At 57.9% G+C, this 25,841-nt stretch carries 22 protein-coding genes and 1 tRNA gene; 8 read left to right on the top strand and 15 right to left on the bottom strand.

Annotated features, from left to right (window positions below):
* Positions 1 to 58: 58 nt before the first annotated feature.
* From HMPREF2860_RS09560 to HMPREF2860_RS09525, 8 genes are all read right to left on the bottom strand, one after another.
* The gene (locus HMPREF2860_RS09560; protein WP_038629092.1) at positions 59 to 955 is read right to left on the bottom strand and encodes a carbohydrate ABC transporter permease; all 897 of its coding nucleotides are present in this window, start codon (positions 953 to 955) and stop codon (positions 59 to 61) included.
* A gap of 18 nt (positions 956 to 973) precedes the next feature.
* Positions 974 to 1,819, bottom strand: coding sequence for a carbohydrate ABC transporter permease (locus HMPREF2860_RS09555; protein WP_016423090.1), 846 nt, complete (start codon positions 1,817 to 1,819; stop codon positions 974 to 976).
* A 179-nt stretch (positions 1,820 to 1,998) separates the two neighbouring features.
* Positions 1,999 to 3,282: an ABC transporter substrate-binding protein gene (locus HMPREF2860_RS09550; protein ID WP_222867013.1), complete on the bottom strand. Its 1,284-nt coding sequence runs from the start codon at positions 3,280 to 3,282 to the stop codon at positions 1,999 to 2,001.
* Positions 3,283 to 3,808: 526 nt separating this feature from the next.
* Positions 3,809 to 5,032, bottom strand: a complete 1,224-nt coding sequence (locus tag HMPREF2860_RS09545) for a DUF4032 domain-containing protein (RefSeq protein WP_070628839.1) — start codon at positions 5,030 to 5,032, stop codon at positions 3,809 to 3,811.
* A 61-nt stretch (positions 5,033 to 5,093) separates the two neighbouring features.
* On the bottom strand, positions 5,094 to 6,230 hold the full coding sequence (locus tag HMPREF2860_RS09540) for an ABC transporter ATP-binding protein (protein ID WP_038625994.1): 1,137 nt from the start codon (positions 6,228 to 6,230) through the stop codon (positions 5,094 to 5,096).
* Positions 6,231 to 6,327: 97 nt separating this feature from the next.
* Complete coding sequence (locus HMPREF2860_RS09535; RefSeq protein WP_038625995.1) at positions 6,328 to 7,602, bottom strand: PhoH family protein; 1,275 nt, start codon at positions 7,600 to 7,602, stop codon at positions 6,328 to 6,330.
* A 181-nt stretch (positions 7,603 to 7,783) separates the two neighbouring features.
* Positions 7,784 to 9,220 (bottom strand): FtsX-like permease family protein, encoded by a 1,437-nt coding sequence (locus HMPREF2860_RS09530; protein WP_038625997.1) that lies wholly within the window; start codon positions 9,218 to 9,220, stop codon positions 7,784 to 7,786.
* Positions 9,217 to 9,933, bottom strand: a complete 717-nt coding sequence (locus HMPREF2860_RS09525) for an ABC transporter ATP-binding protein (RefSeq protein ID WP_038625999.1) — start codon at positions 9,931 to 9,933, stop codon at positions 9,217 to 9,219. The genes HMPREF2860_RS09530 and HMPREF2860_RS09525 overlap by 4 nt, the downstream gene beginning before the upstream one ends.
* A 126-nt stretch (positions 9,934 to 10,059) precedes the next feature.
* Between HMPREF2860_RS09525 and HMPREF2860_RS09520 the strand changes: the two genes are divergently transcribed.
* The 3 genes from HMPREF2860_RS09520 to HMPREF2860_RS09510 all read left to right on the top strand — a co-directional run bounded on the left by HMPREF2860_RS09520 (position 10,060) and on the right by HMPREF2860_RS09510 (position 13,218).
* Positions 10,060 to 10,854, top strand: a complete 795-nt coding sequence (locus tag HMPREF2860_RS09520) for a sensor histidine kinase (protein ID WP_080972896.1) — start codon at positions 10,060 to 10,062, stop codon at positions 10,852 to 10,854.
* Positions 10,851 to 11,576, top strand: a complete 726-nt coding sequence (locus tag HMPREF2860_RS09515) for a LuxR C-terminal-related transcriptional regulator (protein WP_038626003.1) — start codon at positions 10,851 to 10,853, stop codon at positions 11,574 to 11,576. The genes HMPREF2860_RS09520 and HMPREF2860_RS09515 overlap by 4 nt, the downstream gene beginning before the upstream one ends.
* Positions 11,577 to 11,697: 121 nt before the next feature.
* Positions 11,698 to 13,218 carry an acetaldehyde dehydrogenase ExaC gene (locus HMPREF2860_RS09510; RefSeq protein WP_070628838.1) on the top strand — a complete coding sequence of 507 codons (1,521 nt, stop codon included), beginning with the start codon at positions 11,698 to 11,700 and terminating at the stop codon, positions 13,216 to 13,218.
* Positions 13,219 to 13,403: 185 nt separating this feature from the next.
* Here HMPREF2860_RS09510 and HMPREF2860_RS09505 read toward each other — a convergent pair whose 3' ends face one another.
* Positions 13,404 to 13,841: a hypothetical protein gene (locus tag HMPREF2860_RS09505; protein ID WP_070628837.1), complete on the bottom strand. Its 438-nt coding sequence runs from the start codon at positions 13,839 to 13,841 to the stop codon at positions 13,404 to 13,406.
* A 294-nt stretch (positions 13,842 to 14,135) separates the two neighbouring features.
* On the opposite strand from HMPREF2860_RS09505, the gene HMPREF2860_RS09500 reads away from it, so the two are divergent.
* Positions 14,136 to 14,609 carry a hypothetical protein gene (locus HMPREF2860_RS09500; RefSeq protein WP_049181661.1) on the top strand — a complete coding sequence of 158 codons (474 nt, stop codon included), beginning with the start codon at positions 14,136 to 14,138 and terminating at the stop codon, positions 14,607 to 14,609.
* A 748-nt stretch (positions 14,610 to 15,357) separates the two neighbouring features.
* On the opposite strand, the gene HMPREF2860_RS09495 is transcribed toward HMPREF2860_RS09500, so the two are convergent.
* Positions 15,358 to 15,429, bottom strand: a tRNA-Asn gene (locus HMPREF2860_RS09495).
* A 284-nt stretch (positions 15,430 to 15,713) separates the two neighbouring features.
* On the opposite strand from HMPREF2860_RS09495, the gene HMPREF2860_RS09490 reads away from it, so the two are divergent.
* Both HMPREF2860_RS09490 and HMPREF2860_RS09485 read left to right on the top strand, forming a co-directional pair.
* A complete protein-coding gene (locus HMPREF2860_RS09490) occupies positions 15,714 to 16,871 on the top strand; it encodes an S-(hydroxymethyl)mycothiol dehydrogenase (RefSeq protein ID WP_070559725.1) in 1,158 nt (385 codons plus the stop codon).
* The gene (locus tag HMPREF2860_RS09485; protein WP_016423101.1) at positions 16,868 to 17,500 is read left to right on the top strand and encodes an MBL fold metallo-hydrolase; all 633 of its coding nucleotides are present in this window, start codon (positions 16,868 to 16,870) and stop codon (positions 17,498 to 17,500) included. The genes HMPREF2860_RS09490 and HMPREF2860_RS09485 overlap by 4 nt, the downstream gene beginning before the upstream one ends.
* 49 nt (positions 17,501 to 17,549) lie before the next feature.
* On the opposite strand, the gene dnaG is transcribed toward HMPREF2860_RS09485, so the two are convergent.
* A complete protein-coding gene (gene dnaG / locus HMPREF2860_RS09480; RefSeq protein ID WP_083309523.1) occupies positions 17,550 to 19,481 on the bottom strand; it encodes a DNA primase in 1,932 nt (643 codons plus the stop codon).
* Positions 19,482 to 19,601: 120 nt separating this feature from the next.
* Here dnaG and HMPREF2860_RS09475 point away from each other — a divergent pair, with 120 nt between their 5' ends.
* A complete protein-coding gene (locus HMPREF2860_RS09475; protein WP_070628836.1) occupies positions 19,602 to 20,108 on the top strand; it encodes a guanyl-specific ribonuclease in 507 nt (168 codons plus the stop codon).
* A 4-nt stretch (positions 20,109 to 20,112) separates the two neighbouring features.
* Here the strand turns inward: HMPREF2860_RS09475 and HMPREF2860_RS09470 are convergent, their stop codons facing one another.
* On the bottom strand, positions 20,113 to 21,405 hold the full coding sequence (locus HMPREF2860_RS09470) for a deoxyguanosinetriphosphate triphosphohydrolase (RefSeq protein ID WP_070628835.1): 1,293 nt from the start codon (positions 21,403 to 21,405) through the stop codon (positions 20,113 to 20,115).
* Positions 21,406 to 21,433: 28 nt separating this feature from the next.
* On the opposite strand from HMPREF2860_RS09470, the gene HMPREF2860_RS09465 reads away from it, so the two are divergent.
* The gene (locus HMPREF2860_RS09465; protein ID WP_239392983.1) at positions 21,434 to 23,467 is read left to right on the top strand and encodes a TPM domain-containing protein; all 2,034 of its coding nucleotides are present in this window, start codon (positions 21,434 to 21,436) and stop codon (positions 23,465 to 23,467) included.
* A gap of 8 nt (positions 23,468 to 23,475) precedes the next feature.
* On the opposite strand, the gene HMPREF2860_RS09460 is transcribed toward HMPREF2860_RS09465, so the two are convergent.
* From HMPREF2860_RS09460 to HMPREF2860_RS09450, 3 genes are all read right to left on the bottom strand, one after another.
* Positions 23,476 to 23,721 (bottom strand): hypothetical protein, encoded by a 246-nt coding sequence (locus HMPREF2860_RS09460; protein WP_038626020.1) that lies wholly within the window; start codon positions 23,719 to 23,721, stop codon positions 23,476 to 23,478.
* A gap of 158 nt (positions 23,722 to 23,879) precedes the next feature.
* Positions 23,880 to 24,449: a hypothetical protein gene (locus HMPREF2860_RS09455; protein ID WP_048732687.1), complete on the bottom strand. Its 570-nt coding sequence runs from the start codon at positions 24,447 to 24,449 to the stop codon at positions 23,880 to 23,882.
* On the bottom strand, positions 24,449 to 25,834 hold the full coding sequence (locus HMPREF2860_RS09450; protein WP_048732689.1) for a glycine--tRNA ligase: 1,386 nt from the start codon (positions 25,832 to 25,834) through the stop codon (positions 24,449 to 24,451). The genes HMPREF2860_RS09455 and HMPREF2860_RS09450 overlap by 1 nt, the downstream gene beginning before the upstream one ends.
* Between the last annotated feature and the right edge of the window lie 7 nt (positions 25,835 to 25,841).

The raw sequence follows: 25,841 nt of genomic DNA, 5'->3' as shown, positions 1-25,841 counted from the left end.
AGGCTTTCGCTTTCGTAAAACGCGGTGCTTGGCGCCCTATGCGCTAACGCTTAGGCGACTACCCCTTAACGGCGCCCGCAGCAACACCCTCGATAATGTGCTTCTGGGTAGCGACGTAGAAGATCACAATCGGAATGATTGCGAGCACCAGCATTGCCATCATCGCGCCAAGGTCACGGTTACCGTTGGAGCCAACGAAGCTCTGCACGACAACCGGGATGGTCTTGTACTTAGTGGACAGGCCAATGACCAGGTACGGCAGCAGGTAGTCGTTCCATACCCACATCGCGTTAAGAATTGCGACTGTCACTGCAGTCGGCTTGAGCATGGGCAAAACGATGCGGAAGTAGTTCTGCATCGGAGATGCGCCGTCAATCATCGCGGCTTCCTCGATATCGATCGGGATCGACTTGATGAAGCCGGCAAACATGAATACCGACAGACCAGAACCAAAGCCCAAGTAGAGAACCACAATGCCGATTGGGTTGTTCAAATGCAGCATGTCGGCGATCTTGACGGTCGGGAACATCACCATCTGGAACGGGATGACCATCGAGAACACAAACAGGTAATACAGCAGCGAGGTCCACCACGTCTTCACCCGCGTGATGTAGTAAGCCGTCATCGCAGAGAAGAACACAATCGCAATAACCGAGAGGATCGTGATGACAAAGGACCACACGATCGCCCAGCCGAAGCCCTCCTTCATCAGGCCGACGGCGTAGTTTTCGAACCCGACCCACATGTCACCTAGTGGCAGCTGGAAGGGGTTATCTGAAATTGCGAACTTGGACTTGAACGAGTTGAAGATAATGAACGCGATTGGCCCCAAGAACACGACGGTCAAAAACACCAGAATCGCGTAGATGATGACCTTAGATACGCCTCCCACCTTGGCCTCGTCCTGCTTAGCGGGCTTGGACTTTGGGAGCTTGGTGGTCGTTTCAGTGGTCATTGCAGCGTCGACAGACATTTATGCCTCCACTTCCTTGCTGCGAGTAGCACGCAGCTGCAGCATCGCGATCGCTACGACCACGACGACGAAAATTACTGCCTTGGCTTGACCAACGCCCTCCACACCAATTCGGTTGAACATGGTGTTGACGATGTTCAGAGCAACCATTTCTGTCTCTGAACCCGGCGCACCATTGGTCAGGGCCAAGTTTTGATCGAAGAGTTTGAAAGTGTTCGACAGGGTCAAGAAGAGGCAAATGGTAATCGATGGCATGACCATCGGGATAGTAACGTGCCGCAGAATCTCCCAGCGTCCAGCGCCATCAATCTCCGCAGCTTCAATGAGCTCCGGCGGGACATTCTGCAGACCGGCAATATAGATAATCATCATGTAGCCGACCAGCTGCCAGTTGATGAGGATGATCAGACCGGCGTAACCGAACTTCCAGTCGGACACAATCGTCGTACCGTACGATGCCAGCACGGCGTTGATCATCGACTGCCAGGTGTAACCGAGCACAATGCCACCGATAAGGTTCGGCATGAAGAAGACTGTTCGGAAGAAGTTCGTACCCTTCAGCTTGCGCGTCAGAATCCATGCGATCCAGAACGCGAACAAGTTCACAGTAATGATGGAAACAACAACCACCATGAGAGTGAATCCGAAGGAAGCGACGAAGCCCTCGCGCTCACTAAAGGCCTTCTGGTAGTTCTCGATACCAACCCACTGCGCATTAGTGATGGTTGTGAAGTCAGTAAATGATAGGAAGAAACCGATTACGAACGGCACCAAGAACGCGATTGCAAAGGCAATCAGCGTGGGTAGCACGAAAATTGGGAAATACTTTTTCAATGTTGCTTGCATTTACAACACCGCTCCTAAAGCTAAAGGCGGAGCCCGGTGCCTCGAGACCGGTTTAACAGGTCACCGAGCCCCGAGCTCCGCCTTGCCATTGGTTGAACTCATTCCGTCGGTTGTTCATGCACGAGAAACTTTCGCTTCACACTCACCGATGGAATGGCTCACCTTTGATTTGCTGGTATTTAATTGTTTGGAGATTCCGCATTCCAGCTGTCGGCGAAAGTCTCGACAACCTTGTCCCACGGCATCTTTCCGGAAGCGTACTGCGCCAGCGCTGCGCCAAAATCATCCTTGAACTGCTGAGACGGGAAGTACTGGAAGTCCCACGGGATGGTGGTCAGATCCTCGTTCTCAATTGCTGCGGCAACTTCCTTGGCCAGCGGGTCATTCGGGGTGTCGGCTTCAGTGAAGTTCTGGAACGGAGCGATGAATCCAAGATCCTCGACGACGTACTTCTTGCCCTCATCGGTGTTGAACAGCCAATTGACGAAGTCCTTCGTTGCCTTTTGGGAAGCCTCCGAAGCCTTGGAGTTGACCGTCAGGTAGTTTTCAGTACCAACCGAGATGCCGGTCTTATCCTCGTCCTTCAGACCCATGTACATAGGCATGAACTTAATCTTGTCCTGCTTGACCACGTTGCCAGAGACATCGTTGATCTGGGACCATGCCCAGTTGCCATTCTGAACCATAGCGGCCTTGCCCTGAGCGAACTCAGCCATCGAGTCGGACACAGCCTTCGACGGGGCCAGAGTCTTTTCGACAGTGGAGTTATTCAGGTACAAATCAAAGAGGTTCTTGAACTCCTTGTTGTACTTGAACTTCACATCAGCGGTTTCCTTGGTGCCAAGGTCCTCGAATTCATAATGAACCGGCCCGTTGGCCAAGTGCGTCTGCCAGCGCCAATCCTCACCGGATGCGAGCGAGGTGGAAGCGAAGGTGCCGGAGATTCCCAGCTTGTCCTTCTTGGCCTGCATGTCCTCAGCGACTTCCTTCAGCTTTCCGAAGGCCTTGATTTCGTCGATGCTCTTGGCCTTGGCATCAGGCATCGCGAAGTACTTGTCCATAATCTCTTCGTTATAGATCAGGCCAAATCCCTCGACTGCAAACGGGACGCCGTATACCTTGCCGTCCTCCCCCTTCAGCGGCTCAATGCCCTCGTTGAGGTTTTGTGCAATTTCAGTGTCAGACATGTCTGCCATGTATTCCTGCCAAGTACGCAGGCCCGCCGGACCATTGACTTGGAACAGTGTTGGCGCGTCCTTTTTACCAATCTCGGCCTTCAGAGTCTGCTCATAGGAATTCGAAGCAGCGGTAACGACCTTGACCTGAACACCAGTCTTGTCAGTGTATGCCTTCGCAATCTTCTGATATGCGGCATCCTGCTCCGGCTTGAAGTTAAGGAAGTAGACACCACCATCTGCAACCGCATCATCACTCGAGCACGCAACCAAACCAGCGGTTGCCATCAGGCCTGCTGCACACAGAGCTGAAAGGCGCTTGAAGTTCTTCACTATATTTTCTCCCTTGAGAAGAAAGGCCACTTCAATGGCACCCTCCGAGTAATTCGGACGGATATTTGCCAACAGCCGTGGCCTAATTGGATTATCCCGCCCTGCGGCTAGAAGTAGCCTTTCATGCGAACTTCGATGCCACCCACGCGGGCATTCGGTCTCACCAAAATCTTACTTGACCAAAACCAATTTAGGTTGGCCTTCAGTCAGCTGTGAACAAATGCAAAGGAGAAAAATAGTAAAAGCTCTCGAAAACACACCTAGAATTAGAGCTGTTCTCGAGCTGTTTTCACTGAACAGAGCCATCTACCGACACCAAAGCAAGCACCTGGCCGCGACAATCACACACAGACCCGACAACCACCCGACCGCCAAAAGTACCCCTGTTTGGCCTGTATGTATATTTTTATATACATTCTGGTAGGTCGTTTGGTTGTCACTTTTGAAATAATCGTACGCTCAGCAGTCTGCTTTTAGAGAGCTACTCGACCTCATCGCTCGCCGGAAGATATACGGACTCGTCGCGATGCCCGGGCAACACTCGGGCCACGTAGCTCTGCACCGCTTCTTGAAGCGGCACATCCGCACGGCGTTTTTCCGCTATGTACCAGCGATGTTCCAAGACCTCGTGGAAAATCTGCGCATCCTGCAGCCTTCCACGCAGCCCCTCGGGCACAGCCAGGATTGTGGCCTCGAAAACTTCACGCAGCCATCGGTGCGCAACTTGCTCTAGCGGGATCCCTTCCAGACCTTCCGACAACCGAAAGGTCTGCATACTATTGAGCATCCTCCTCGCTTGCCCCTCTTGCACGTCCAATCCTGTCAGCCGCATCAGCTGCCGATGATGATGGCCTGCGTCAACCACCCGTGGTCGGAACACAACGCGGCCACCATCACTCGTGACTTTCAGCTCACCGACATCGAAACCGAGGTCATTGAGCCTGCGCATCCGCTCATCGACAAGCCAAGGCTCCTCAACACCGATGGATTCTTCCCCCGTCAGCTCTTGCCACAGATCTTCATAACGCTCAATAATGCGTCTACCCACCGCAATTACATCCATTTCAGGATCCAGGAATCCGCCGGCCTGCAGATCCATGAGCTCCCCGATGATATTGGTATGGGCAACGTCGACATCGTAGAGCCTGCGGGAATCTGAGAGCGTACCTTGCAAATCTCCCGTCTCCGCGTCGACAAGGTAGGCGGAAAAGGCATCTGCGTCACGACGAAACAGAGTGTTCGACAGCGACACGTCACCCCAGTAAAAACCAAGCAGATGCAGACGAACTAGCAGAACTGCTAAAGAGTCAATCAGGCGAACCACAGTTTCGCGGGTGACCTGTTGAGAAAAAACTGCACGATACGGCAGCGAATACTCGAGATGTTCTGTGACGAGTGCGGCAGTTAACGGTTCGCCATCTGCATCCTTACGGCCGGTAATTACCGCGAGCGGGCGAACCGATGGAGCACCGAGCCTGATCAGGTCACGCAACATTCGGTATTCATGATGAGCAGTGAACTGACCAATTTCTTTCACTGCAATGACGCGGTCGTCTAAGTTGACGAATCGGACAATGTGCCGGGAAATTCCCTGAGGTAGGGCGGCTAACAAATCATCTGGCCACTGTTCCAGAGGTATATGCCAAGGAAGGCGCAAAAGCTTCGAAGCCACCGTTGTCGCGGCTATTTTCATAGTTTCCGACACGGTGGCTCCTAAAACTGTCCTGCTGCCCTACCAGCTACTCATTTCATCTAAACGTAGGAGTTTAAGCTGGAAGGCGCATACCAGTCGACTTAGAGAACAGGTGCAGCATGCCCGGGCGAATCTTGCCGTAAACTACCGAGCCCAACTTCGGCGCGGTGCGCGGGGCGGTACGAATAACCACCTGACCGTGCTCCTCTTCGTCCGGATTAGAGGAGGATCCGGAACTCAGTGCTCCACCACCGACGAGGTCGCCATACATGAATGCATCGGAGCCCAATTCCTCGACCAAATTGACCTGCACCGGAATGACGTCATCGCCCGGCCCCTCGACCAGGTCAAATGCCTCCGGACGGAAGCCCACAATAATCTGGTTCTGATCCTCCGGCACGATTGCAGCAAGTGTTGCTTCCGGCAGCTTAATCTTGGCCTCACCCAACGTGGCGTAACCATTCGAGACGTTGAACGTGCCCAGGTTCATCGCAGGTGAGCCAATGAAGCCTGCGACGAATTCGTTTGCCGGGGTTTCGTAGAGTTCACGCGGAGTACCGACCTGCTGCAGAACACCGAAGTTAATAACGGCGATGCGGTCGCCCATGGTCAGCGCCTCAGTCTGATCGTGGGTGACATACATCGTGGTCACGCCCATCCGACGCTGCATGGCCGCAATCTGTGTGCGGGTTTGAACACGCAGCTTCGCGTCCAGGTTCGACAACGGCTCGTCCATCAGGAACACCTGCGGCTTGCGCACAATCGCACGCCCCATTGCCACACGCTGACGCTGACCACCGGACAGAGCCTTAGGCTTGCGGTCCAGGAACTGAGTTAGATCCAGAGTCTTTGCAGCCTCTTCGACACGACGGTCAATCTCGTCCTTGTCCACACCAGCAATCTTGAGCGCGAAGCCCATGTTCTCGCGCACCGTCATATGCGGGTACAGTGCGTAGTTCTGGAAGACCATCGCAATATCGCGATCCTTGGGCGAGACATTGGTCACATCACGATCTCCAATGAAAATCTTGCCCTCATTGACTTCTTCCAGACCGGCAAGCATGCGCAGTGTTGTGGACTTACCACAACCGGAGGGGCCCACCAGAACCAGGAACTCACCATCGGCAATTTCCAAGTTGAACTTGTCCACAGAAGGCTTCGTCGCACCAGGGTAAATGCGAGTGGCATCAGAAAAAGTCACAGTAGCCATGTGAATGCAAACCTTTCATCGGCAGGTACGTGCCGAACGATCCGAGTGAAAGTAACCGCAGGAACAGCTCCTACGTATCTGCCTCATAAGCTTACTCTTAATCGAGCAGCCCCGTCACGAGCTCCGCAATCTTCGAGCGCTCCGAGCGCTTCAGCGTGATGTGTGCAAAAAGCTCATTACCCTTGAGTTTTTCAATCACCGCCTGTACACCGTCATGGCGGCCGACGCGCAGGTTGTCACGCTGCGCCACATCGTGCGTAAGGATGACCCGGGAATTGCTACCAAGACGCGACAGTACCGTCAGCAGTACGTTGCGCTCCAGCGACTGTGCCTCATCGACAATCACGAAGCTGTCATGCAGGCTACGACCGCGAATGTGAGTCAACGGCAGTACCTCTAGCATGTCGCGCGAGGCAATCTCATCCATGACGTTCTCCGAGACCAGCCCCTCCAGCGTGTCGTAAACAGCCTGCGCCCACGGGTTCATCTTTTCGTCCTCACTACCGGGCAGGTAACCAAGGTTCTGGCCACCGACCGCGTAGAGCGGACGAAACACCACGATTCGGCGATGCAGACCGCGCTCCAGCACCGACTCCAGACCCGCGCACAGCGCAAGCGCCGACTTACCCGTGCCGGCTCGGCCGCCGAGGGAAACAATCCCCACCGAGTCATCCAACAGCAGGTCGAGCGCCACACGCTGCTCCGCCGACCGCCCCTTCAGCCCAAACGCCTCCGTATCGCCCCGCACAAGCTTGACGACGCCCGGGGCGCTCACCCTTGCCAGCGCAGACTGGCTACCGGCGCTGAGCTGCACGCCGCAGTGCAGCGGCTGCTCCTGAACCTGCTCGAGCTCCAAAAAGCCATTGGCGAAGAGACGATCAATTTCCTCCGGGTCGACGTCCACTTCCACCATTCCCGAGTACCCAGTCAGTACGACGTCCTGGGCGCGGTAATCGTCGGCAGGCAATCCCACCGCCCCAGCCTTAACGCGAAGCGGAATGTCCTTGGTGACCAGCACGACATCATGGCCATCGTGCTGAAGGTTAAGGGCGCAAGCGAGAATGCGGTGATCATTTTCGGCGGTGCGGAAGCCTGCGGGGAGGATGGAAGGATCGGAGTGGTTGAGCTCAATATGCATAAACCCGCCAAGGTCATTGGCGGGCACAGGCCGGTCCAGGTGGCCGTAGCGGTAGCGCAGCTCTTCGAGGAAACGGAGCGCTTCTCGGGCGAACCACCCCAGCTCTGGGTGGTGGCGCTTGGCCTCCAACTCACTCACCACGACCAGCGGAAGCACAACTTGGTGCTCGTCGAACTTCTTGGTGGCGTGGGGATCGGACAGCAGGACCGAGGTATCAAGCACGTAGGTACGCATGCCCTCAGGCTAAAAGTCAGAGGTAGAAATTACGTGGTTGTGAGATGAATGCTTGGTTATCAGATGAACCACAGTTGGTTACGAGCTCTAATCCTCAAGTTGAACCCTAAGGAACTGGCCGAGCACCACTGCACGGCCACTCCACTGCCCTTTTAATGGCAACTAGTCGTTGCAATGGCGACTAGTCGTTGTGGCGAATCTGACGTCCCAGCAGCTTGCGGCGAAGTGGATCGACAGCCAAGGTCGCAGCGCCAACTGCCAAAACTCCCAAGACGTACGCCAGCGCAACAACAAGTGAGCGTTGCCCAAAAGTGATTTCGTTCGCGACCGGACCGAACATGAACGCCCCCAACAGCGCACCCATGACAAAGCCGAAGATGCTGGTCACAAGCATGGGGAAGAATGTCTGCTTAAAAGTGACCGTGCGGTGGAAGGTGATTGGAGTACCGATGAAGTCCAGCGCCTTTGTCAGCGATGCCTCTTCATAGACAGCTGAGGCCTGAGTCAGCACGGTCGATACCAGCAGCAGAATGAAGCCGATTACGAAGGTAATAGTCACACCTGTTGCAATATCGTGCGCGAATGTGGCGTCTGCGACTTCTTCAATCTTGTCTTCGCCAGGCACCATCATTGTGTAGCCAAGCAGCAGAGACAGGAAGGCCATGGAACTTACTCGACGCCACGATTCCTTAGCGTTAGTGGCTACTCGTCGCGTCGCCACAAAATCACTTGAAGTACCGAAGAAGCTGGAGATGCGGGCAACAAGCTGGATAAAGAAAGGCGCCACTAGGCCAATTGCCCAGACCATCAGGTACATCATCGCTGCGACACCAATTATGGTCGAGAGGGTTCCACCCGCGATATTGGAGTTGCCAACCACGTACAGCACACCCGCACCGATAACAGCGGCCACAATCATGCGCCATGCCTTCATCGACTTGGGCACTTCTTTACGGCTAACGCCAAGCGGTGAAATCATCACCCTACGCAAACCAACCACAGCCGCAAAGAGCGCGAGAAGCACCACGGCACCCCAGACGAGTGGGTAGCCCCACCAAGACAGCAGCATGTCCCAGGTATCCAGGTAGTCATTATCGAACTTGATCATCGCCCAGAATGGCGCGGTGGCAACCGACAAGAGCGTGCCCACCACAAGCCCAACAGCCGCCAACACGAGGGTTTCGATAATAACCATGCGTGTAACTGCCCTGTTAGACAGACCAATCAAGCGCAGAGTTGCCAGTCGCTGCTCCCGCCCTGCAGCGCCAAGCACCGCCGACTGTGCCACCAGCGAAACCATTGCCGGAATCACAAAAACACAGGCCACGAGTGCCAGCTGCAGGTACATCTCGCCCTGACCTTGATTCATGTAATCCTCAGGCGTTGGGTTCGGCGGCAGCTTTGGCTCAGCCTGCCAACGGCGGTAAAACATGGCCGTGCCACCGACGACGACCAACGCCAACCAGGTACTCACGGTCATGGCCACCACGGACAATGCGGATAACCAGCCGTTTCCCGAATGGGATTCACGCCCGGCGCGCTGCAGCCGCGTGCTCAGGTCCGCTAGTGCGCCGGTAGGGATTCTTTGAGGTTTTGGTGCTTCAGTTACGGTGCTCACTTTGTAACCTCCGCTCCTGCCAGCAGGCGGTCGTCGTGAATCAGGCCATCGCGGATCTCCACACGTCGACGACACCAGTCGGCCACCCTCACATCGTGAGTAACCATCACCAAGGTCGTGCCGGTCTGCTCCACCAACGCAATCAGTTGCTGCATGACCTCATGACCTGTGGACTGGTCCAACGCGCCAGTCGGCTCATCAGCAAAGATGACACCTGGCTCACCGGCCATCGCGCGGGCAATGGCCACACGTTGCGCTTGACCGCCGGACATTTGTCCTGGGCGACGGCGCGTGAGGTCTTTTAGGCCCAGGCGGCTGAGTACATCGTCGGCAAGCGCGAGTGACGTTGAGCGCTTCCTGCCCTGCAGAATCATTGGCAAAGCGACGTTTTCCCTGGCAGTCAGCTCGGGCAGGAGCTGGCCGTCTTGGAAGACGAAGCCGAAGTCGTGCAGGCGGAGGGCGGAGCGGTCGGCGTCGGAAAGCGAATTGATCTTGGTGTCACCGAAGATGACGTCGCCGTCGTCCGGCAGCAACACGCCGGACATGCAGTGCAGCAACGTGGACTTACCAGAACCGGACGGTCCCATGACTGCAACGGTTTCGCCGGGCTCAATGGTCAGCGAAATGCCGGTGAGAACGGGAGCGGAATTGTAGGACTTAGTGATGTCACGAATACAAAGTCGTGCGTTTCTTGGGCTGTTGTTCTCTGTCATGACACTCATTTCACTCGCACGGAGGCGATTTCAACACCGTGCCCACTTTCCTTTTGCGGTAGTGCTAGGTCTACCATGCCGGAAATTAATTCCTCCGCACACAGAGCTTTCGTACCATAGGAAACTATGGAGCTGAAGGATTATTTCCGCAAATATATCGGCGCGAACCGCCGCGAAAAAGCGCATAAACGCAGCTACGAGGAATCCGCCGCCGCCCGCATCGCCGAACTTACCGCTTCACGACGAACAATTGCCGAAGCCTTTGAGATTGAACGTCGCCGCATTGAAAATGACCTCCACGACGGAGCTCAGCAATACATTGTTGCGGCTTCAATGAAATTAGGACTTGCGGAATTAGAGGCATCCAATACTGGCAATGAGGAACTAATGCAGCTCTTGGCGGAAACGCACGGCCATTTGGAGGATGGATTACGTGCTTTGCGACGAACAGTCCACGGAATTCACCCGCAGGTGTTGCGCGATCGCGGTCTGCAAGCGGCTGTTGAGGAAATTGCTGAAGGGTATGGCCCTCACGTTGTTGTGCACACTCCCTATCCCCTGCCGGAATTGGAGGAAAGCGTGCTCGCCGCGGCATATTTTTTCTGTGCAGAAGTACTGACTAATGCGGCGAAATATGCACCGAATGCCCCTGTTTCTGTGTTGCTCACCTCAGATCAAACACTGAATATTTCAATTACCGACCAAGGCCCCGGTGGTGCGAAGTTGGGGCGCGGATTGCGGGGCATGAAAGAGCGTCTAGCTACTTTCGACGGTGCGATGACCATGCACTCTCCCGAAGGCGGGCCAACGCAGGTAATAGCCAGAATTCCCTTGATGCTAAATCGCTGGGAATCGGGCATTGGAGAAATGGAAGGCGTGGATATGGAAAGCGTGGAGAAGAAAGGTGCGGAGAAAAAATGAAAATTGTCATTGCGGATGACTCGGCACTCCTGCGGGAGGGGGTCGCGGGGCTCGTCGAAAAGCGTGGACATGAAGTCATTGCGATGGTCGATACTGCCCACGGCCTGGTGGCGGACATCGATGACCGTTTTGATGACACGGGCGAGTTGCCAGATCTGGTGATTACCGATGTGCGCATGCCACCGAAGATGAGTGACGACGGCCTGCGGGCGGCGGTCGAGTTGCGCGAGCGTTATCCGCAGCTGAATGTGATGGTGTTGTCGCAGTATGTGGCGCCGGCGTATGCGCGTGAGTTGTTCTCGCCGGGCGGTGCTGGAGGTAGTGCTGGGGTTGGTACTGGGGTCGGCTCGAGTGGCAGCAGCTCGAGTGGCGGGACCGGGTATCTGCTCAAAGACCGCGTTGGCCAGGTGCTGGACTTCTTGGGTTCGCTCGAGGTCGTCGCAGGTGGTGGCGTGGTGATTGACCCTGATGTGGCGACGGCATTGATGCAGTCCGGCAAATCGGGGCTAGCCAGTTTAACGGCGCGCGAACGCGAAGTGCTCGAGCTGATGGCACGAGGCAAGTCCAATAAGCAGATTGCCGATGACCTCGTGCTTTCCGGGGCGGCAGTGGCGAAACACGTGTCCAACATCTTTATGAAGCTGCATCTGGAGCCCGGCGAGGAAAACCGCCGTGTGCGAGCAATCTTGGAATTTCTCACGGCGACGTCGGGGCAGATTTAGGGTCGGCAGCAATCGCATCGCTCGCAAAGGCGATGAAAAAATAAGTGTTGCTAGTAGCACAAGTCACACTTTAAAGTTGGCTCGTACGTTTGTTGTTTTCCCACCGAAAGGACGTGTCTACATGACTGTTTATGCCAACCCCGGCACCCCCGATGCAATCTTCACGTACAAGGAGCAGTACGAGAATTTCATCGGCGGTAAGTGGACACCCCCAGTAGACGGGCAGTACATGGACAACTCCACCCCGATTACGGGCGAGGTTTTCTGCCGGGTACCGCGGTCTAACGAGAAAGACATTGAGCTCGCCCTCGACGCCGCACACAAAGCGAAGGACTCCTGGGCCGCGGTCCCTGCGGCCGAGCGGGCGCTGATCCTCCACCGCATCGCAGACCGCCTGGAGGAAAACCTTGAGAAGATTGCAGTCGCCGAGACCTGGGAGAACGGTAAGGCCATCCGCGAGACTCTCGCCGCTGACATCCCCCTCGCCATCGACCACTTCCGCTACTTCGCCGGCGCCACCCGCACGCAGGAAGGGCGCATCTCGCAAATCGACGACAACACGGTCGCCTACCACTTCCACGAGCCACTCGGCGTCGTCGGCCAGATCATCCCGTGGAACTTCCCCCTCCTGATGGCCGCGTGGAAAATCGCCCCGGCCCTGGCCGCCGGCAACTGCATCGTACTCAAGCCCGCAGAGCAGACCCCCGCGTCGATTCTCATGCTCACTGAGATCATCGCCGATCTGATTCCTGACGGCGTCCTCAACATTGTCAATGGCCTCGGCACCGAGGCTGGTGCTGCGCTGACTGCAAGCGACCGGATTTCCAAGATTGCGTTCACCGGATCGACTGCCGTGGGCCAGCTGATTAACAAGGCAGTGTCCGACAAGATTATTCCGATCACGCTGGAGCTCGGCGGCAAGTCCCCGTCCATATTCTTCCCCGATGTCATGGACGCCGACGACGCGTTCCGCGAAAAGTGCGTCGAGGGCCTGGCCATGTTCGCGTTGAACCAGGGCGAGGTCTGCACCTGCCCGTCGCGAGCCCTGGTTCACGAAGACATCGCTGATGAGTTCCTGAAGCTCGCGGTCGAGCGCGTCAAGCAGATTAAGACCGGCAACCCGCTAGATACGTCGGTGCAGATGGGCGCCCAGGCCTCCCAGGAGCAGCTGGACAAGATCTCCGGCTACTTGGAATCCGGACCGAAGGAGGGCGCCGAGGTCCTCACCGGTGGCAACGTCGCCAAGCCCGAAGGACTGGAGGGAGGATTCTACATCGAGCCGACAATCTTTAAGGGCGACAACTCGATGCGCTTCTTCCGCGAGGAGATCTTCGGCCCGGTCCTGGCCGTAACAACCTTCAAGACCCTGGAAGAGGCTCTCGAAATTGCCAACGACACCATCTATGGCCTTGGCGCTGGCGTGTGGAGCCGCAACCAGAACAACGCCTACCGCGCTGCCCGCGGTATCCAGGCCGGTCGCGTATGGGTGAATAATTACCACAGCTACCCTGCTCACGCAGCCTTCGGCGGTTACAAGCAGTCCGGTATCGGCCGCGAGAATCACTTGATGATGCTCGAGCACTACCAGGAGACCAAGTGCATGCTCGTCTCTTACGACGAGAACCCGACTGGCCTGTTCTAAAAATCCGCTCCCTCTGGGCTGGGCAATCTTTCGATTCCGATTCACGTCCGATAAAGGTGTCGACAATTGCCTTGCCCGCCCCCAAAAAACGCCCTCCGCGCCTAGCCGGTTTCGATAGTCGGCCTTAACCTGACGCACCAGGCGCTGGCGACTCCAAATTTAGAGGCCTAGCTCACGGCCGCCAGCTAGGCCTCTCTTTCTTTCTTCACTTGCCGGTACCACCTACGCATCCGATTAATCGCGGCGCTGGCGGCCCATCCGCCGATAAATAGTAGCGGGATGTAAAAGAACACGACATAGGCGACGGCTAGGCCGTCCTGCCCGTCGGGCGGCGTGGTGAGAAATAGGAATGCAAAATCGCCAAGCGCAGCAATTCCTGCGCCGGTAGCTGCTGCGGCAATGCTCCGCGCGCTGGTCATCCCCCGGGCCGACGAACCATCACCGGCAAAAACAGCTATTGCTCCGACCAGCACTACTGAGACCAGCATGGACACGATCCACGACGCAATTCCTTCGTCGTAGGCGAGATTGGGCTCCGGCAAGATTAGCCCACCTAAAACACTCCACGCGACCGCGGCGAAAAAGGACGCCAGCAAGGGGCGGGTTATATTGTCGAGCCTCATGCGTCCCAGGTTACGTGAGGAGACCTGCAGCGTGACTGAGTCTCTCTCCCCCTCCAACGGAGAATCGAGTTACGCTCACAGGCGCAAAACCCTCCGAGCATAGAGTGGGCTAAGTAGAAAAACCGACAACCCGGAAACTTGCGGGCTGCAAATGTGAAACTGTGCGAACTTATGACACTTTCAGGCAATTTTCCGGGCCATTTTTGACATAACCACAGTCAGTAACTCGGATCGGCCCAACGCCACCGGTCATAAACGTGGCCAGTAACTCGCATTGGGACTAAACGGAAAAAGGTGCCCACCGGCGAAACGCCGACCAGACACACTTTTTGCTACTTAACCCATATTTCGGTCCACGAAGATACCTACGCGCTGGAGAAGCTGGCCGAGGTCAAGTCAGCGCGCAACCTCACCATGATTCTGACTCCTGGTAACCACGATCAGATTCACCCCAAGTTCCAGCCTGCGGTGCAGATGGAATGGATGGGCGCCTTCCAGAATGTCTTTGACCTCATCAGCCTGAATCTCCAGATTAAACAGGGCAAGAAGGCCTATCTCTTCAACCACTACCCCACGCTGATGGATCGGACCGCGTCCAAGAATGCCGTCCGCTGGGCTCCGCACGCTAATCGTTGGACCGGCATCGTTCACGGTCACACGCATTCGTCCGTGACGCTCATGCCCGGCCACGTCAACGTCGCGCCCGAAGCCCACGACCTGCAGATTATCCACAGTTCGACACTCTGGGACCTCCTGGATCAGGTCTAACCTTTAGCTTTACGACGGTCCCCGCGCCCCAGCCCAACCGCGCCACCTGCGGCTTCGGCTGGGGAACTCATAGCGCCCACGTCTCTAAGTACTCAGGTACTGGCTAGCTCGGGCAGCTTTGTGCCCCCCCCCCAAAAAAAAAAGTGCTCCATCGCCTCCTATGCGCCTGTCCACTTATGGCTTAACTGTCCGCCTATGGCCCAAAAGTGACCTGTGGCGCAAATGTGTACATATGGTCGCGTATACAGAGCCAAACGTTACTGTCGAGCCATACGTCATCTTCGAGCCATACGTGGCGTGCTGCCGCGATGCCGTGATGGCTCCTCTTCACTTGTCATTGCGCTATTGGGATTCTAGAACCCCCGCATAAATGGCGAGTAAGTGGCAAGCTTTCGGCTCCAGCGCTCTGGCCCAAGACTCCAGCGACTTGTGGCCAAGGTATTCACCTATCGATGCGCTGGAGCGTGGCCATAAGTGAATACCTCATCGACATGTGAGAGACCCGGCCAATACCGTGCGCATAAGTGCCGAAAAACCATCGACAAGACCCCGAAACTTGGCCATAAGTGGCGGAATAGAAAATAGACCGCTCACTCCCACGGCCCAACCCCTCAATAACCAGCCGGGGCGCGTCGGGGAAAGACACGAATTTTGTCCTTTGGCCCGAATATTTAATGATTGTTTTAGTGGATTAACACTGCGAATAAAAAACCAGGCCAGAGAAAAACTCTCTGACCTGGCTTAATTGCTCCTCCAGCTGGACTCGAACCAGCAACCCTTCGATTAACAGTCGAATGCTCTGCCATTGAGCTATGGAGGAATACTCACCGCCAAGAACTAGCTAAACCATACTTCGGCCACACCGTTCCTTGCGACGGGTAGATACTTTACCCAGACCCCTTGAAACTCACAAATCGCCAGGTCAGAGGTTCATTTAGGCATCTTATTCCCATCGGCCATGACATTGTTGTGAGTTCTTGAAACCACACAATCCGTGCAATCCACACAATCCACGCAATCTCACACAGCCCAACGAAGCCCCCAGCAGTACTGAAAACGCTTTCCATCATGCACTTTTCGTACCGCGTTCATACGATGGGACTTATGTCTGAACAAACCAACGGAACCGAAAACACCGAGCAAACCGCACGCGTTGTTCGCGGTGTTATCGCACGCGAGAAGGGTGCACCGGTAGAACTTACAGATATCCACATCCCATCCCCGGGCCCGAACGATGTCATTGTTGACATCCAGGCCTGCGGCGTGTGCCATACCGATCTGGCTTACCGCGACGGCGATATCGCCGACGAGTACCCGTTCTTCCTCGGCCACGAGGCCGCAGGCGTAGTCTCCGAGGTTGGCGAAGAGGTCACGCATGTTGCCGTCGGCGATTTCGTTGTCCTCAATTGGCGCGCCGTCTGTGGCGAGTGCCGCGCCTGTAAGCGTGGTGAGTCACAGTACTGCTTTAGCACTTTCAACGCCTCCAAGCCCATGACGCTTGACGACGGCACGGTCCTCACCCCAGCACTTGGAATCGGCGCTTTTGCGGATGCCACCCTCGTCCACGAGGGCCAGTGCACCAAGGTCGATTCGGCAGCCGATCCGGCCGTTGCGGGTCTGCTTGGCTGCGGCGTCATGGCCGGCATCGGTGCGGCCATCAACACCGGCGAGGTCAAGCGCGGTGAATCAGTAGCCGTCATCGGCTGCGGTGGCGTTGGTACCGCCGCTATCGCCGGTGCCAAGCTGGCTGGCGCTAGCACGATTATTGCCATCGATATCTCGGACGAGAAGCTCGACACCGCCCGCGAATTCGGCGCGACCGAGACCATTAACTCTGCGGAGCTGACTAAGAGCGATAAGGGCACCGGGGAAGAGGATCCCGTCGTTAAGCGAGTGCGTGAGCTGACCGACGGTTTCGGTGCTGACGTCGTGATTGATGCGGTCGGCCGTCCGGAAACTTACAAGCAGGCGTTCTACGCCCGTGACCTGGCTGGACGTGTTGTTCTGGTCGGCGTTCCGGCGCCGACGATGGAGCTGGACATCCCGCTGGCGGATGTGTTTAGCCGCGGTGGTGCACTGAAGTCGTCCTGGTACGGCGACTGCCTGCCGGAGCGGGACTTCCCGATGCTGGTAGATCTGTCGTTGCAAAACCGCCTGCCGTTGGAGGGCTTCGTAACGGAGCGCATTGGCATTGAAGATGTTGATGAGGCTTTCGAAACTATGAAGGCCGGTAAGGTACTGCGATCGGTGGTGACGCTGTGAACAAGGATTTGAGAGTCGACCACGTTCTGACGTCGGGCACGTTCTCGCTCGACGGTGGTACGTGGGACGTAGACAACAACGTATGGGTGCTCGGCGACGACCGTGAGGTCATTGTCATCGATGCGGCGCATGAGGCGCAGCCAATTATTGATGCGGTGGATGGCCGCAAGGTAAAGGCCATCGTGTGCACCCACGCACACAACGATCACATCACTGTGGCACCTGAGCTGCAGGAAAAGCTCGACGCTCCCCTGCTGGTCCACCCGGGCGACCAGATGCTGTGGGAGCAGTCCTGGCCGAACCTGGCGCACGAGGACCTCGCACACGGTCAGCGCCTGGAGATTGCGGGCACGGAGGTTGTCATTATTAACACTCCGGGCCACTCCCCTGGCTCGTGCTGTCTGTACGTGCCGGAGGCCGCGGAGCTGTTCTCGGGTGACACGCTGTTTTCCGGCGGTCCTGGAGCGACCGGCCGGTCCTACTCGGATTTCGACACGATTATTAACTCCATCCGCGACAACCTGCTGACCCTGCCTGCGGAAACGACTGTCCGCACGGGTCATGGCGATCACACGACGATTGGTCGCGAGGCTCCACACTTGGAAGAGTGGATTCGCCGCGGCTACTAGTCGCTAGCTGCTGACGGGTGGCTGGCGCCTAGAAACTGCTAGCCACTAGCTACTCAAATACAACCTTGACCGCCTCTGCTTGCAGTTCGCGGCGGTACTGCTCCATCGCGAGCAAATCCGCGAACAGCGTGTTATAGGCGGTTTCGTCGTCTGAGGGGCGCATCCGCGAGAGCATCGCTTTCAGCTGTGCAATCTGGTCACCGACCCACACTTCCTGCAGTCGCGCCAGAATCGCCTGCGCATACGGGCGCAGCGTCTCCGCATCGACAGCGATTTGCTCCACCCCCAGCTCAGTCACGAGATGCTTGACGACGTCCTCCCGCGCCTGATCCATAATTGCGGTCGCCCAACTATGTGGCTGTGTGGCCGCTTCCCCGCAGGCACCACCTGCAGCCATGATGGCGTCGAATACCGCTCGGTAGGTCGGATGCCCAAAGGTCTCGGGTGCGAGCGCATCGAATACCGGGCCGGTGGTGGCGGGCTCCTGAATTGCCAGCTTGAGGGCCTCACGCTGCGCATAGAGCACAGAGTCCCGCGGATTTGGATACGGCAGTGCCGGGTTGCGCCGGCGCCGCGCTTCCTCCGCCTCTTCGCGGGCACGGGCCTCTTCTTGGCGACGCTGGTAGGGAGTGCGTTTTTCGCTCTGTGGCCGACTGGCCTCCTCGCGGACACGCTGTACCAGCTCGGCCTCATCATTCCAGCCGATCCAGCCGGCAACTTCGCGGGCATACTCATCGCGCAGCGCCGCGTCCTTGAGCTGGGCCAGGACAGGCACCACGCGGCGCAGCCCGGAGACCCTGCCATTAGCGGTGGTCAGGTCGTAGTCGGCCAGAAGCGTGCGGAGGACAAATTCGATCAATGGCCGTCGTGAAGCGACGAGATCGCGCACTGCGGCCTCGCCCTTCTTCTGGCGCAAATCGCACGGATCCATGCCGTCCGGCGCGACCGCGACGTAGGACTGGCCGGTGAAGTTCTGCTCCCCCTCGAAGGCGCGCATGGCGGCCTTCTGCCCTGCCTCGTCGCCGTCGAAGGTGTAGATGAGTTCGCCGCGGAAGAAGTTGTCGTCGAGCATGAGACGGCGCAGCAGCTGGAGGTGTTCCTCGCCAAAAGCGGTACCACAGGACGCGACGGCCGTGGTCACACCCGAGGCGTGCATGGCCATGACGTCGGTGTAGCCCTCAACGATCACGGCCTGGTGGCCAGCAGCAATGTCCTTCTTGGCCAAATCCAGGCCGAAGAGTACCTTGGACTTCTTGTACAGCATGGTCTCGGGAGTGTTCATGTACTTGCCCAGGTTGTCATCGTCGAAAAGCTTGCGGGCACCGAAGCCGATGACATCGCCGGACATATTGCGAATCGGCCACATGAGACGACGGTGGAAACGATCGATCGGCCCCATCCGCCCCATCTTGGAAAGACCCGCCTTATCCAGCTCTTCGAAGCTGAAGCCCAGACGCTGCAGGTGCTTGGTTAGAGTGTCCCAGCCGGCCGGCGAGTAGCCACAGCCGAACTGTGCCGCGTGCTCGGCGGTGAAGCCACGGTTTTCCAGAAACTCTCGCGCGGGTGCTGCCGCTGGCGTGGAGAACTGTTCGCGGTAGAACTTCTGTGCCTCGCGGTTTGCGGCGATGAGACGCTGTCGGGTTCCCGGTTCCTCGCGACGACCTGTGCCGCCGCCCTCATAGTTAATGTGGAAGCCAATTTTCTCCGCACAGGCTTCGACAGCCTCCGGGAAAGACAGGTGTTCCATCTCCATGAGGAAGCTAAATACATCACCGCCCTTGCCAGTGGAAAAGCAGTGGTAATAGCCATGATTGGGGCGTACGTGGAACGACGGCGTGCGCTCGTCTTTAAAAGGCGAAAGCCCTTTCAGAGAATCCGCGCCAGCCGGTTTGAGGTTCACGTATTCCGCAACGATCTCCTCAATCGGAGTCCGCTCGCGGATCGCCGCGATATCGGAGTCCGGAATTCTTCCCCTAGCCATGAAAATAACCTTACCCAACCCGTCCAATCGACTCCGCCGTAGAGGTTTCGCTTAACGACGAACCGCCCGCGCCCAACCCAAAAACGTGCCGGTGGCAACAGATATGGAAAGATACTAGCCATGGCTGAATGGAAGAAGATTGCGAGCGGCGTAGGCGCTGCCGCCCTGGTGTTGGCTGGTAGCTATCTGGGGCTCGATGGTGGAGATCAGAACTCTACGGCACCCGAGAACTCACAGGGGTCGCAGAATTCCGAATCGCAGAGTTCCACTGCCTCCAGCGCTAAACCTGGACCCAACTCGGGCAGCAACAAGGCTGGTGCCAAGGGTGCCACCTGCGCAGTAGATACCCTGCCAGAGGAGGCCGACGATGTTATCGACCGCATCCTGACCGACCAGGACCACATCTATTCGCAGCACGACGGCAAGCACTTCGGCAACTACGAGGGACGCCTGCCGAAGGAGCGCGGTGACTACTACCGCGAATACACCGTGACCACCCCGGGCAATTCCAGCCGCGGTGCACGTCGCATTGTTGTCGGCGGCGGTTCCGAAAATGACCCGGATATCTGGTACTACACCGACGACCACTACGAGAGCTTCTGCGAAATTCCAGACGCGGAGGACTAGACAACTATCCCCACGCCGCGGCCACACCAGCAATCTGGCGATCAAGCCGCTCTACACGCGACTCCGTCATCGACGCTAGCTGATCAACGATAACCCGCAGCCGCGCTTGGTCACTCTCCGCCCGGGAGTAGAGCCACTGGAACATCGGATCAAGCGTTCCCGGAGCCCCCTCCTGCAGATACTCGGCCACCCGGAAAAGGCGATCGCGCTCACGCTCCTGACGGCGAATATGACGCGGAAGATCCATCACGTACAACACGGCGATGGTCTTCAGCATGGTGACCTCCGCCAGAATCGAGCTGGGCACGGCGAGGTCCGCGTCGTAACGCCCGAGCGGAAGCGTCGACCCGGAGGCAGCACGCGTACCCGCGACGGAAGCAGTGACAAAACGGCCAACCAGCTCAGAGGTCATACGTTTCAGCGCGACCAGCGAGCGCAGCGAACCATCATAGGACGCCGCAGTTGATACCACCGGCAAGCTGGCAAGACGCCCGGCAGCTTCGACAAGCTCCGCTGGATCGCCACCAAATGCGGCAGCGCCCTTGTCAGCGAGCGCGGCCAGTTCCACCGTGTCCCACAGAACACCCAGGTCAACGCGGCCAGAGACGATGCCATCTTCGACATCGTGGACGGAATAGGCGACATCGTCAGACCAGTCCATAATCTGCGCCTCAAGACACTGCTTGCCGTGCGGAACGCCCTGTCGAATCCACTGCAAAATCGCGGCATCCTCCTGGTAGGCCCCGTACTTGCGGCGGAGCTGACCATCGGGACCGATTGGTGTCCACGGGTACTTACAAGCCGCATCGAGCGCCGCCCGTGTGAGATTGAGTCCACAGGGCTCACCCGTACCATCGAGCACCTTCGGCTCAAGGCGAGTGAGAATACGCAGCGTCTGAGCGTTGCCCTCGAACCCGCCGCAACCAGCAGCAATCTCGTTGAGGGCGCGCTCGCCATTGTGGCCATACGGCGGGTGCCCGATGTCATGCGTCAGGCCGGCCAGCTCTGCGAGATCCTCATCTGCACCCAACTCGCTGGCGATTCCACGGGAAATCTGCGCGACCTCCAGCGAGTGAGTCAGGCGTGTGCGCGGAGTATCGCCCTCCCCTGGCCCCACAACCTGAGTTTTGTCAGCCAGCCTGCGCAGCGCTGCGGAGTGCAGGACGCGGGCGCGATCTCGTGCAAACGCCGCCCGATGGGATTCCAAGGACTGCACCCCGGGCAGCAATGACTGCTTCGGAGACTCCTCGACAATACGAGCGAGTTCAAAAGATGAATACGAAAATTTACCGGCCACGTAATTATTGTTACGTATCCTTGTAGATATGTCTGACAGGAATCGCGTGTTTCGCCCCCTTTACCTTGCCGCATCGGGTGCTTTCCTCGGCCTGAGCATGCCGCTCATCACAGCTGCGATACCAACACAGCCGCCGGTTCATGCACCTGCATCGCTACTGGCACTCGTACCGTCAGCACCGTTGGCGCACGCCGAAGCACCGGCGGATGTGTCAGGTGCCGTGGACGATCTCGCAGGTGTGCTGAGCAGCGGCGAAGAGGCTCGCTTAAAGGAGCAGATTCAGCAGCTCAAGACCGACAAGCGGCTCCTGTTCTCGGTGTTTTACATCAAGAGCTTCGACGGCATTCAGGGCGAACAATGGGCGCAGCAGGCCTGGGAGCACCTCGGTGCTGCTGACAACCGCGGTGTCCTGGTCGTCGCGGTGGAAGACCGCAATCTCGGCGCTTTCGTCGGCAACTCCTTCCCCAGCAATGCAGAAGCCGTCAACAGCGCCGCTCAAGGGCAGTTGTTAGAGGACGACAACTGGGCGGCTGCGGGCGAAGCTGCCATCGCCGAGGCAGGCGGTGGCAGCGGCTCCGCCGGTGGGTGGGCACTCGGCGCCGGCCTCGGTGGTGCCGCCGTTGTCGGTGGCACCACCTGGGCCGTGGGCCGTCGCAATAAGAAGAAGCGCGACGAGGAAGAGATTGCTCGTGGCCACAACATCGACCCCAAGGATGTCTCTTCGCTGGACTCGCTGAGTACCAGCTCGCTCGATGTTCTTGCGCGCGATGAGATTGTCAGTACCGATGAGTCCATCCGCAAAGCCAGCACCGAACTCGACCTCGCTCGCGCTGAGTTCGGCACCGAACGCATCCGCAGCTTCGACAACGCACTGAAGCACTCTCAGTCCACGCTCGAGCGCGCGTTTGCACTTCGCCAACAGCTTGACGACGGCTCCGTAGCCGACGAAATCGAGCGCCGCAGTGTCCTGCTAGAGATTATCTCCACCTGTGGTGTAGCGGATGACCAGCTCGACGGCGAGGCCGCAAACTTCCAGAAACTCCGCCAGGAGTTGATGAATGCTGAAGCGACCATTTCGAAGCTCACTCAGCGAAGTGTCGAGCTGCGCTCACGTATGCCGCGTGCCAGCGAAATTCTCGACGGTCTGCGCGCACGTTACGAAGAGCAGATGCTCAGCTCTGTGACCGACAATATCGACATCGCCACGGAGCACCTGAATCAGGCTGACCAGTCAATGACTGAAGCCCGCCGCATCGCGGACCTACCCGCCGGTGAGCAAGGTGGTCTGATTGATGCACTGTCGGCCACCGACTTCGCGCTCACACAGGCGGAGAGTCTTCTGGAGGCCATTGAACACGCCGATAGCGATATTCACGCTGCAGTCGCTGGACTGGCTTCCCTTATCGCCGAAGTCCGCGGTGAAATCGATGAGGCCTCGCACCTGATGTCGGCACCGCAAGGCGCCAACATCAACCGCGAGCGTCTCAATGCGGCCATCGAAGCAGGCCGTGAAGCACTCGGCGTGGCAGCCAATAAGTCCGAAGCGGATCCACTGAGTTCCTGGACCGCACTGACCGATGCCGATGAGCTGCTCGACGAAGCCCTGGACTCCGCTCGAGACAAGGCCGCGTCGTTCGCCCGAGCTACCGCCACTTTGCAGCACAGCATGCAGGATGCCGACAATCACATTCGCGCCGCAGCTGACTTGATTGCTACCCGCCGCCGTGTGGTTGGCGCTGAGGCTCGCACTCGCCTGGCGGAGGCGCAGCGTGCTTACGGTTCTGCTCAGGGCTTGGCCAATGACGATCCGCGAAAGGCGTTGGCCTACGCACGTCGTGCGCGCAAGCTCGCGGCCGAGGCCGCTGACCTGGCTCGCCGTGACATCCGCCGCTACCAGGATCAGCGCCGCGGTGGCGGCAGCAATGGGTCGATGGTCGCTGGCATGGTGCTGGGCAGCATGCTCAGCAACAACAGCGGCTTTGGTGGCAGCATCGGCGGCTTCGGCGGTTTCGGCGGAGGTTCGAGCCGACCAGGCGGCTCCGGCAGCACAATGGGCTTCTAGATTCCCGCCTAAATTCGCATCTGGCGTGGTCCATCCACAGACCACGTCGCAAGTGCGGCGGCAATCAGCCAGTCTTCGAAACTCCCCCGGAAGTCTCCCTCCTGGGCATAGACACCAAATACCCCTCGGCCTAGGCTGTCCTCTCTGACGATTCGGGCGAGCTCATAGCCTGGACGCTCGATGTCGAAGACCGTGCGAATTCCCCGTCCTTCTCTGTTTAGGACGAAAGACTCCCCCTCGTCCGAATTCGTCATTACTAGCGCGTTCGTGCTAAAAAAGCGGGCTTTCACCTGCCAACCACGCCCTTGTGGCGAGGTGATCCAAAAAGCACTAAAGACCCCGTCCTGACAGCTCCAACCGTCGGACAGGGCCTTTTTGTTCTCGTCGTAAACGACGCCGTCTGCAATAGTTGCTACACGATCCACACCCAAATCATATAGGCAATCAGTAAGAGCAAGCAGACAGTGAGAATCCAGGTTGAGGAAACCATGCGGGACTCCAGCACTCGACGAGCACTGTAGACCAGGAAGATTTTCTCCTCTTCCGGCAGCGCACGGCCTTCGTCGGTGTCGAACTGCACCTCTGCGTGGCGCACGCCACGGGATGCACCGGTGAACTGGCCCCACTTCTCGCCGGTCTTTGCATTCTCGATGACGTAGTTCGTCGATCCCTCACACACCAGCTTGCCTTCGGGGCGATCCGGCCCAAAGGTCACTGAAAGCTGCTTGGCTCGCGAAATCTTGTCACGGTCAGCAGCAACGGTCGAGAACACGCGACCGTCGGGAAGCGTGGCGGAAACACGGTGATTAGCAGAGGCGTCAATGACCCACTCCCCTTCCGGGGTGTTGAGGCGATCGCCCTGCTCATCACGGCTGTACGTGCCGATTTCGGTGCTTTCCTTCAGAATCGGCCAGGTTTGCTCGGATTTTTCCCGGGAGCCGTCGCCGAGACTATAGGATTCCCAAAAAACTTCTTCGGCCATTAGCAGCCCACCAGGCGAGCTGCGAGGTAGCTCTCCAGCTCGTCAATCTTGACGCGCTCCTGCTCCATGGTGTCGCGGTCACGGACGGTCACAGCGTTGTCTTCGAGAGTATCGAAGTCAACGGTGACACAGAACGGAGTACCAATCTCATCCTGGCGACGGTAACGACGGCCGATAGCACCGGAGGTGTCGTAATCGACGGCCCAGTGCTGGCGCAGCTTGTCCGCGACAGCCTCAGCAGTCGGAGTCAGGGTGTCCTTCTTCGACAGCGGCAGAACAGCAACCTTAACCGGCGACAGACGCGGGTCGAGCTTCAGCACGGTACGGGTGTCGGTGCCGCCCTTTGCGTTCGGCACCTCTTCCTCGGTGTAGGCATCGCACAGGAAGGCCATCAGGGCGCGGGTCAGGCCGAAGGACGGCTCGATGACGTACGGGACGTACTTTTCGCCGGTGACCTGGTCGTGGTAGCGCAGATCTTCCTTGGAGTGCTCGATGTGGCAGCCGAGGTCGTAGTCCGTACGATTGGCGACACCCATCAGCTCGCCCCACTCGTTGCCCTGGAAGTGGAAGCGGTACTCGAAGTCAATCGTGCGTGCAGAGTAGTGCGCGCGCTCGTCCTTCGGAACGTCGAACTGACGCATGTTCTCCGGGTTAACGCCCAGGTCAATGAACCAGTTCCAGCAGGCGTCGACCCACTCGTCGAACTTCTCTTCCGCCTGGTCCGGTGCGACGAAGTACTCGATCTCCATCTGCTCGAACTCGCGAGTACGGAAGATGAAGTTACCCGGGGTAATCTCGTTGCGGAATGCCTTACCGGTCTGGCCGATACCGAACGGTGGCTTCATACGAGCCGTGGTCATAACGTTCTTGAAGTTGACGAAGATACCCTGAGCGGTCTCCGGACGCATGTAGTGCAGGCCCTGCTCATTGTCGACCGGGCCGAGGAAGGTCTTCATCAGACCGGAGAACATCTGCGGCTCGGTCCAATTGCCCGGCTGACCGGTCTCCGGGTCCGGAACGTCTGCCAGACCATTGGCCGGCGGGTGACCATGCTTGGCCTCGTAGGCCTCCAGCAGGTGGTCAGCGCGGTAGCGCTTGTGGGTATGCAGGGACTCCACCAGCGGGTCAGTGAAGGTAGCGACGTGGCCGGAAGCTTCCCAGACCTGGCGCGGCAGGATAATGGAGGAATCCAGGCCGACGACATCCTTACGACCGGTGACGAAGGTCTTCCACCACTGGCGCTTGATGTTTTCCTTCAGCTCCACACCCAGGGGACCGTAATCCCATGCCGAGCGGGTACCGCCGTAAATTTCACCACACGGGTAAACGAATCCCCTGCGCTTACACAGGTTGGCGACGGTATCGACAACTGACTTAGGTGCCACGGTCTAG

It is taken from the genome of Corynebacterium sp. HMSC064E10 (assembly GCF_001812505.1).
Classification (GTDB): Bacteria; Actinomycetota; Actinomycetes; order Mycobacteriales; family Mycobacteriaceae; genus Corynebacterium; species Corynebacterium amycolatum.
The sequence above is the reverse complement of the archived record's forward strand: the minus strand, read 5'-3'. Positions and strand labels throughout refer to the sequence as shown.

What these genes read in the sequence shown, in the direction of transcription:
- HMPREF2860_RS09560 (WP_038629092.1), bottom strand. Translation starts at nt 955, where the DNA reads ATGACCACTGAAACGACCACCAAGCTCCCAAAGTCCAAGCCCGCTAAG.
- HMPREF2860_RS09555 (WP_016423090.1), bottom strand. Translation starts at nt 1,819, where the DNA reads ATGCAAGCAACATTGAAAAAGTATTTCCCAATTTTCGTGCTACCCACG.
- HMPREF2860_RS09550 (WP_222867013.1), bottom strand. Translation starts at nt 3,282, where the DNA reads ATGGCAACCGCTGGTTTGGTTGCGTGCTCGAGTGATGATGCGGTTGCA.
- HMPREF2860_RS09540 (WP_038625994.1), bottom strand. Translation starts at nt 6,230, where the DNA reads ATGGCTACTGTGACTTTTTCTGATGCCACTCGCATTTACCCTGGTGCG.
- HMPREF2860_RS09535 (WP_038625995.1), bottom strand. Translation starts at nt 7,602, where the DNA reads ATGCGTACCTACGTGCTTGATACCTCGGTCCTGCTGTCCGATCCCCAC.
- HMPREF2860_RS09525 (WP_038625999.1), bottom strand. Translation starts at nt 9,933, where the DNA reads ATGACAGAGAACAACAGCCCAAGAAACGCACGACTTTGTATTCGTGAC.
- HMPREF2860_RS09520 (WP_080972896.1), top strand. Translation starts at nt 10,060, where the DNA reads ATGGAGCTGAAGGATTATTTCCGCAAATATATCGGCGCGAACCGCCGC.
- HMPREF2860_RS09515 (WP_038626003.1), top strand. Translation starts at nt 10,851, where the DNA reads ATGAAAATTGTCATTGCGGATGACTCGGCACTCCTGCGGGAGGGGGTC.
- HMPREF2860_RS09510 (WP_070628838.1), top strand. Translation starts at nt 11,698, where the DNA reads ATGACTGTTTATGCCAACCCCGGCACCCCCGATGCAATCTTCACGTAC.
- HMPREF2860_RS09505 (WP_070628837.1), bottom strand. Translation starts at nt 13,841, where the DNA reads ATGAGGCTCGACAATATAACCCGCCCCTTGCTGGCGTCCTTTTTCGCC.
- HMPREF2860_RS09490 (WP_070559725.1), top strand. Translation starts at nt 15,714, where the DNA reads ATGTCTGAACAAACCAACGGAACCGAAAACACCGAGCAAACCGCACGC.
- dnaG (WP_083309523.1), bottom strand. Translation starts at nt 19,481, where the DNA reads ATGGCTAGGGGAAGAATTCCGGACTCCGATATCGCGGCGATCCGCGAG.
- HMPREF2860_RS09475 (WP_070628836.1), top strand. Translation starts at nt 19,602, where the DNA reads ATGGCTGAATGGAAGAAGATTGCGAGCGGCGTAGGCGCTGCCGCCCTG.
- HMPREF2860_RS09465 (WP_239392983.1), top strand. Translation starts at nt 21,434, where the DNA reads ATGTCTGACAGGAATCGCGTGTTTCGCCCCCTTTACCTTGCCGCATCG.
- HMPREF2860_RS09460 (WP_038626020.1), bottom strand. Translation starts at nt 23,721, where the DNA reads ATGACGAATTCGGACGAGGGGGAGTCTTTCGTCCTAAACAGAGAAGGA.
- HMPREF2860_RS09455 (WP_048732687.1), bottom strand. Translation starts at nt 24,449, where the DNA reads ATGGCCGAAGAAGTTTTTTGGGAATCCTATAGTCTCGGCGACGGCTCC.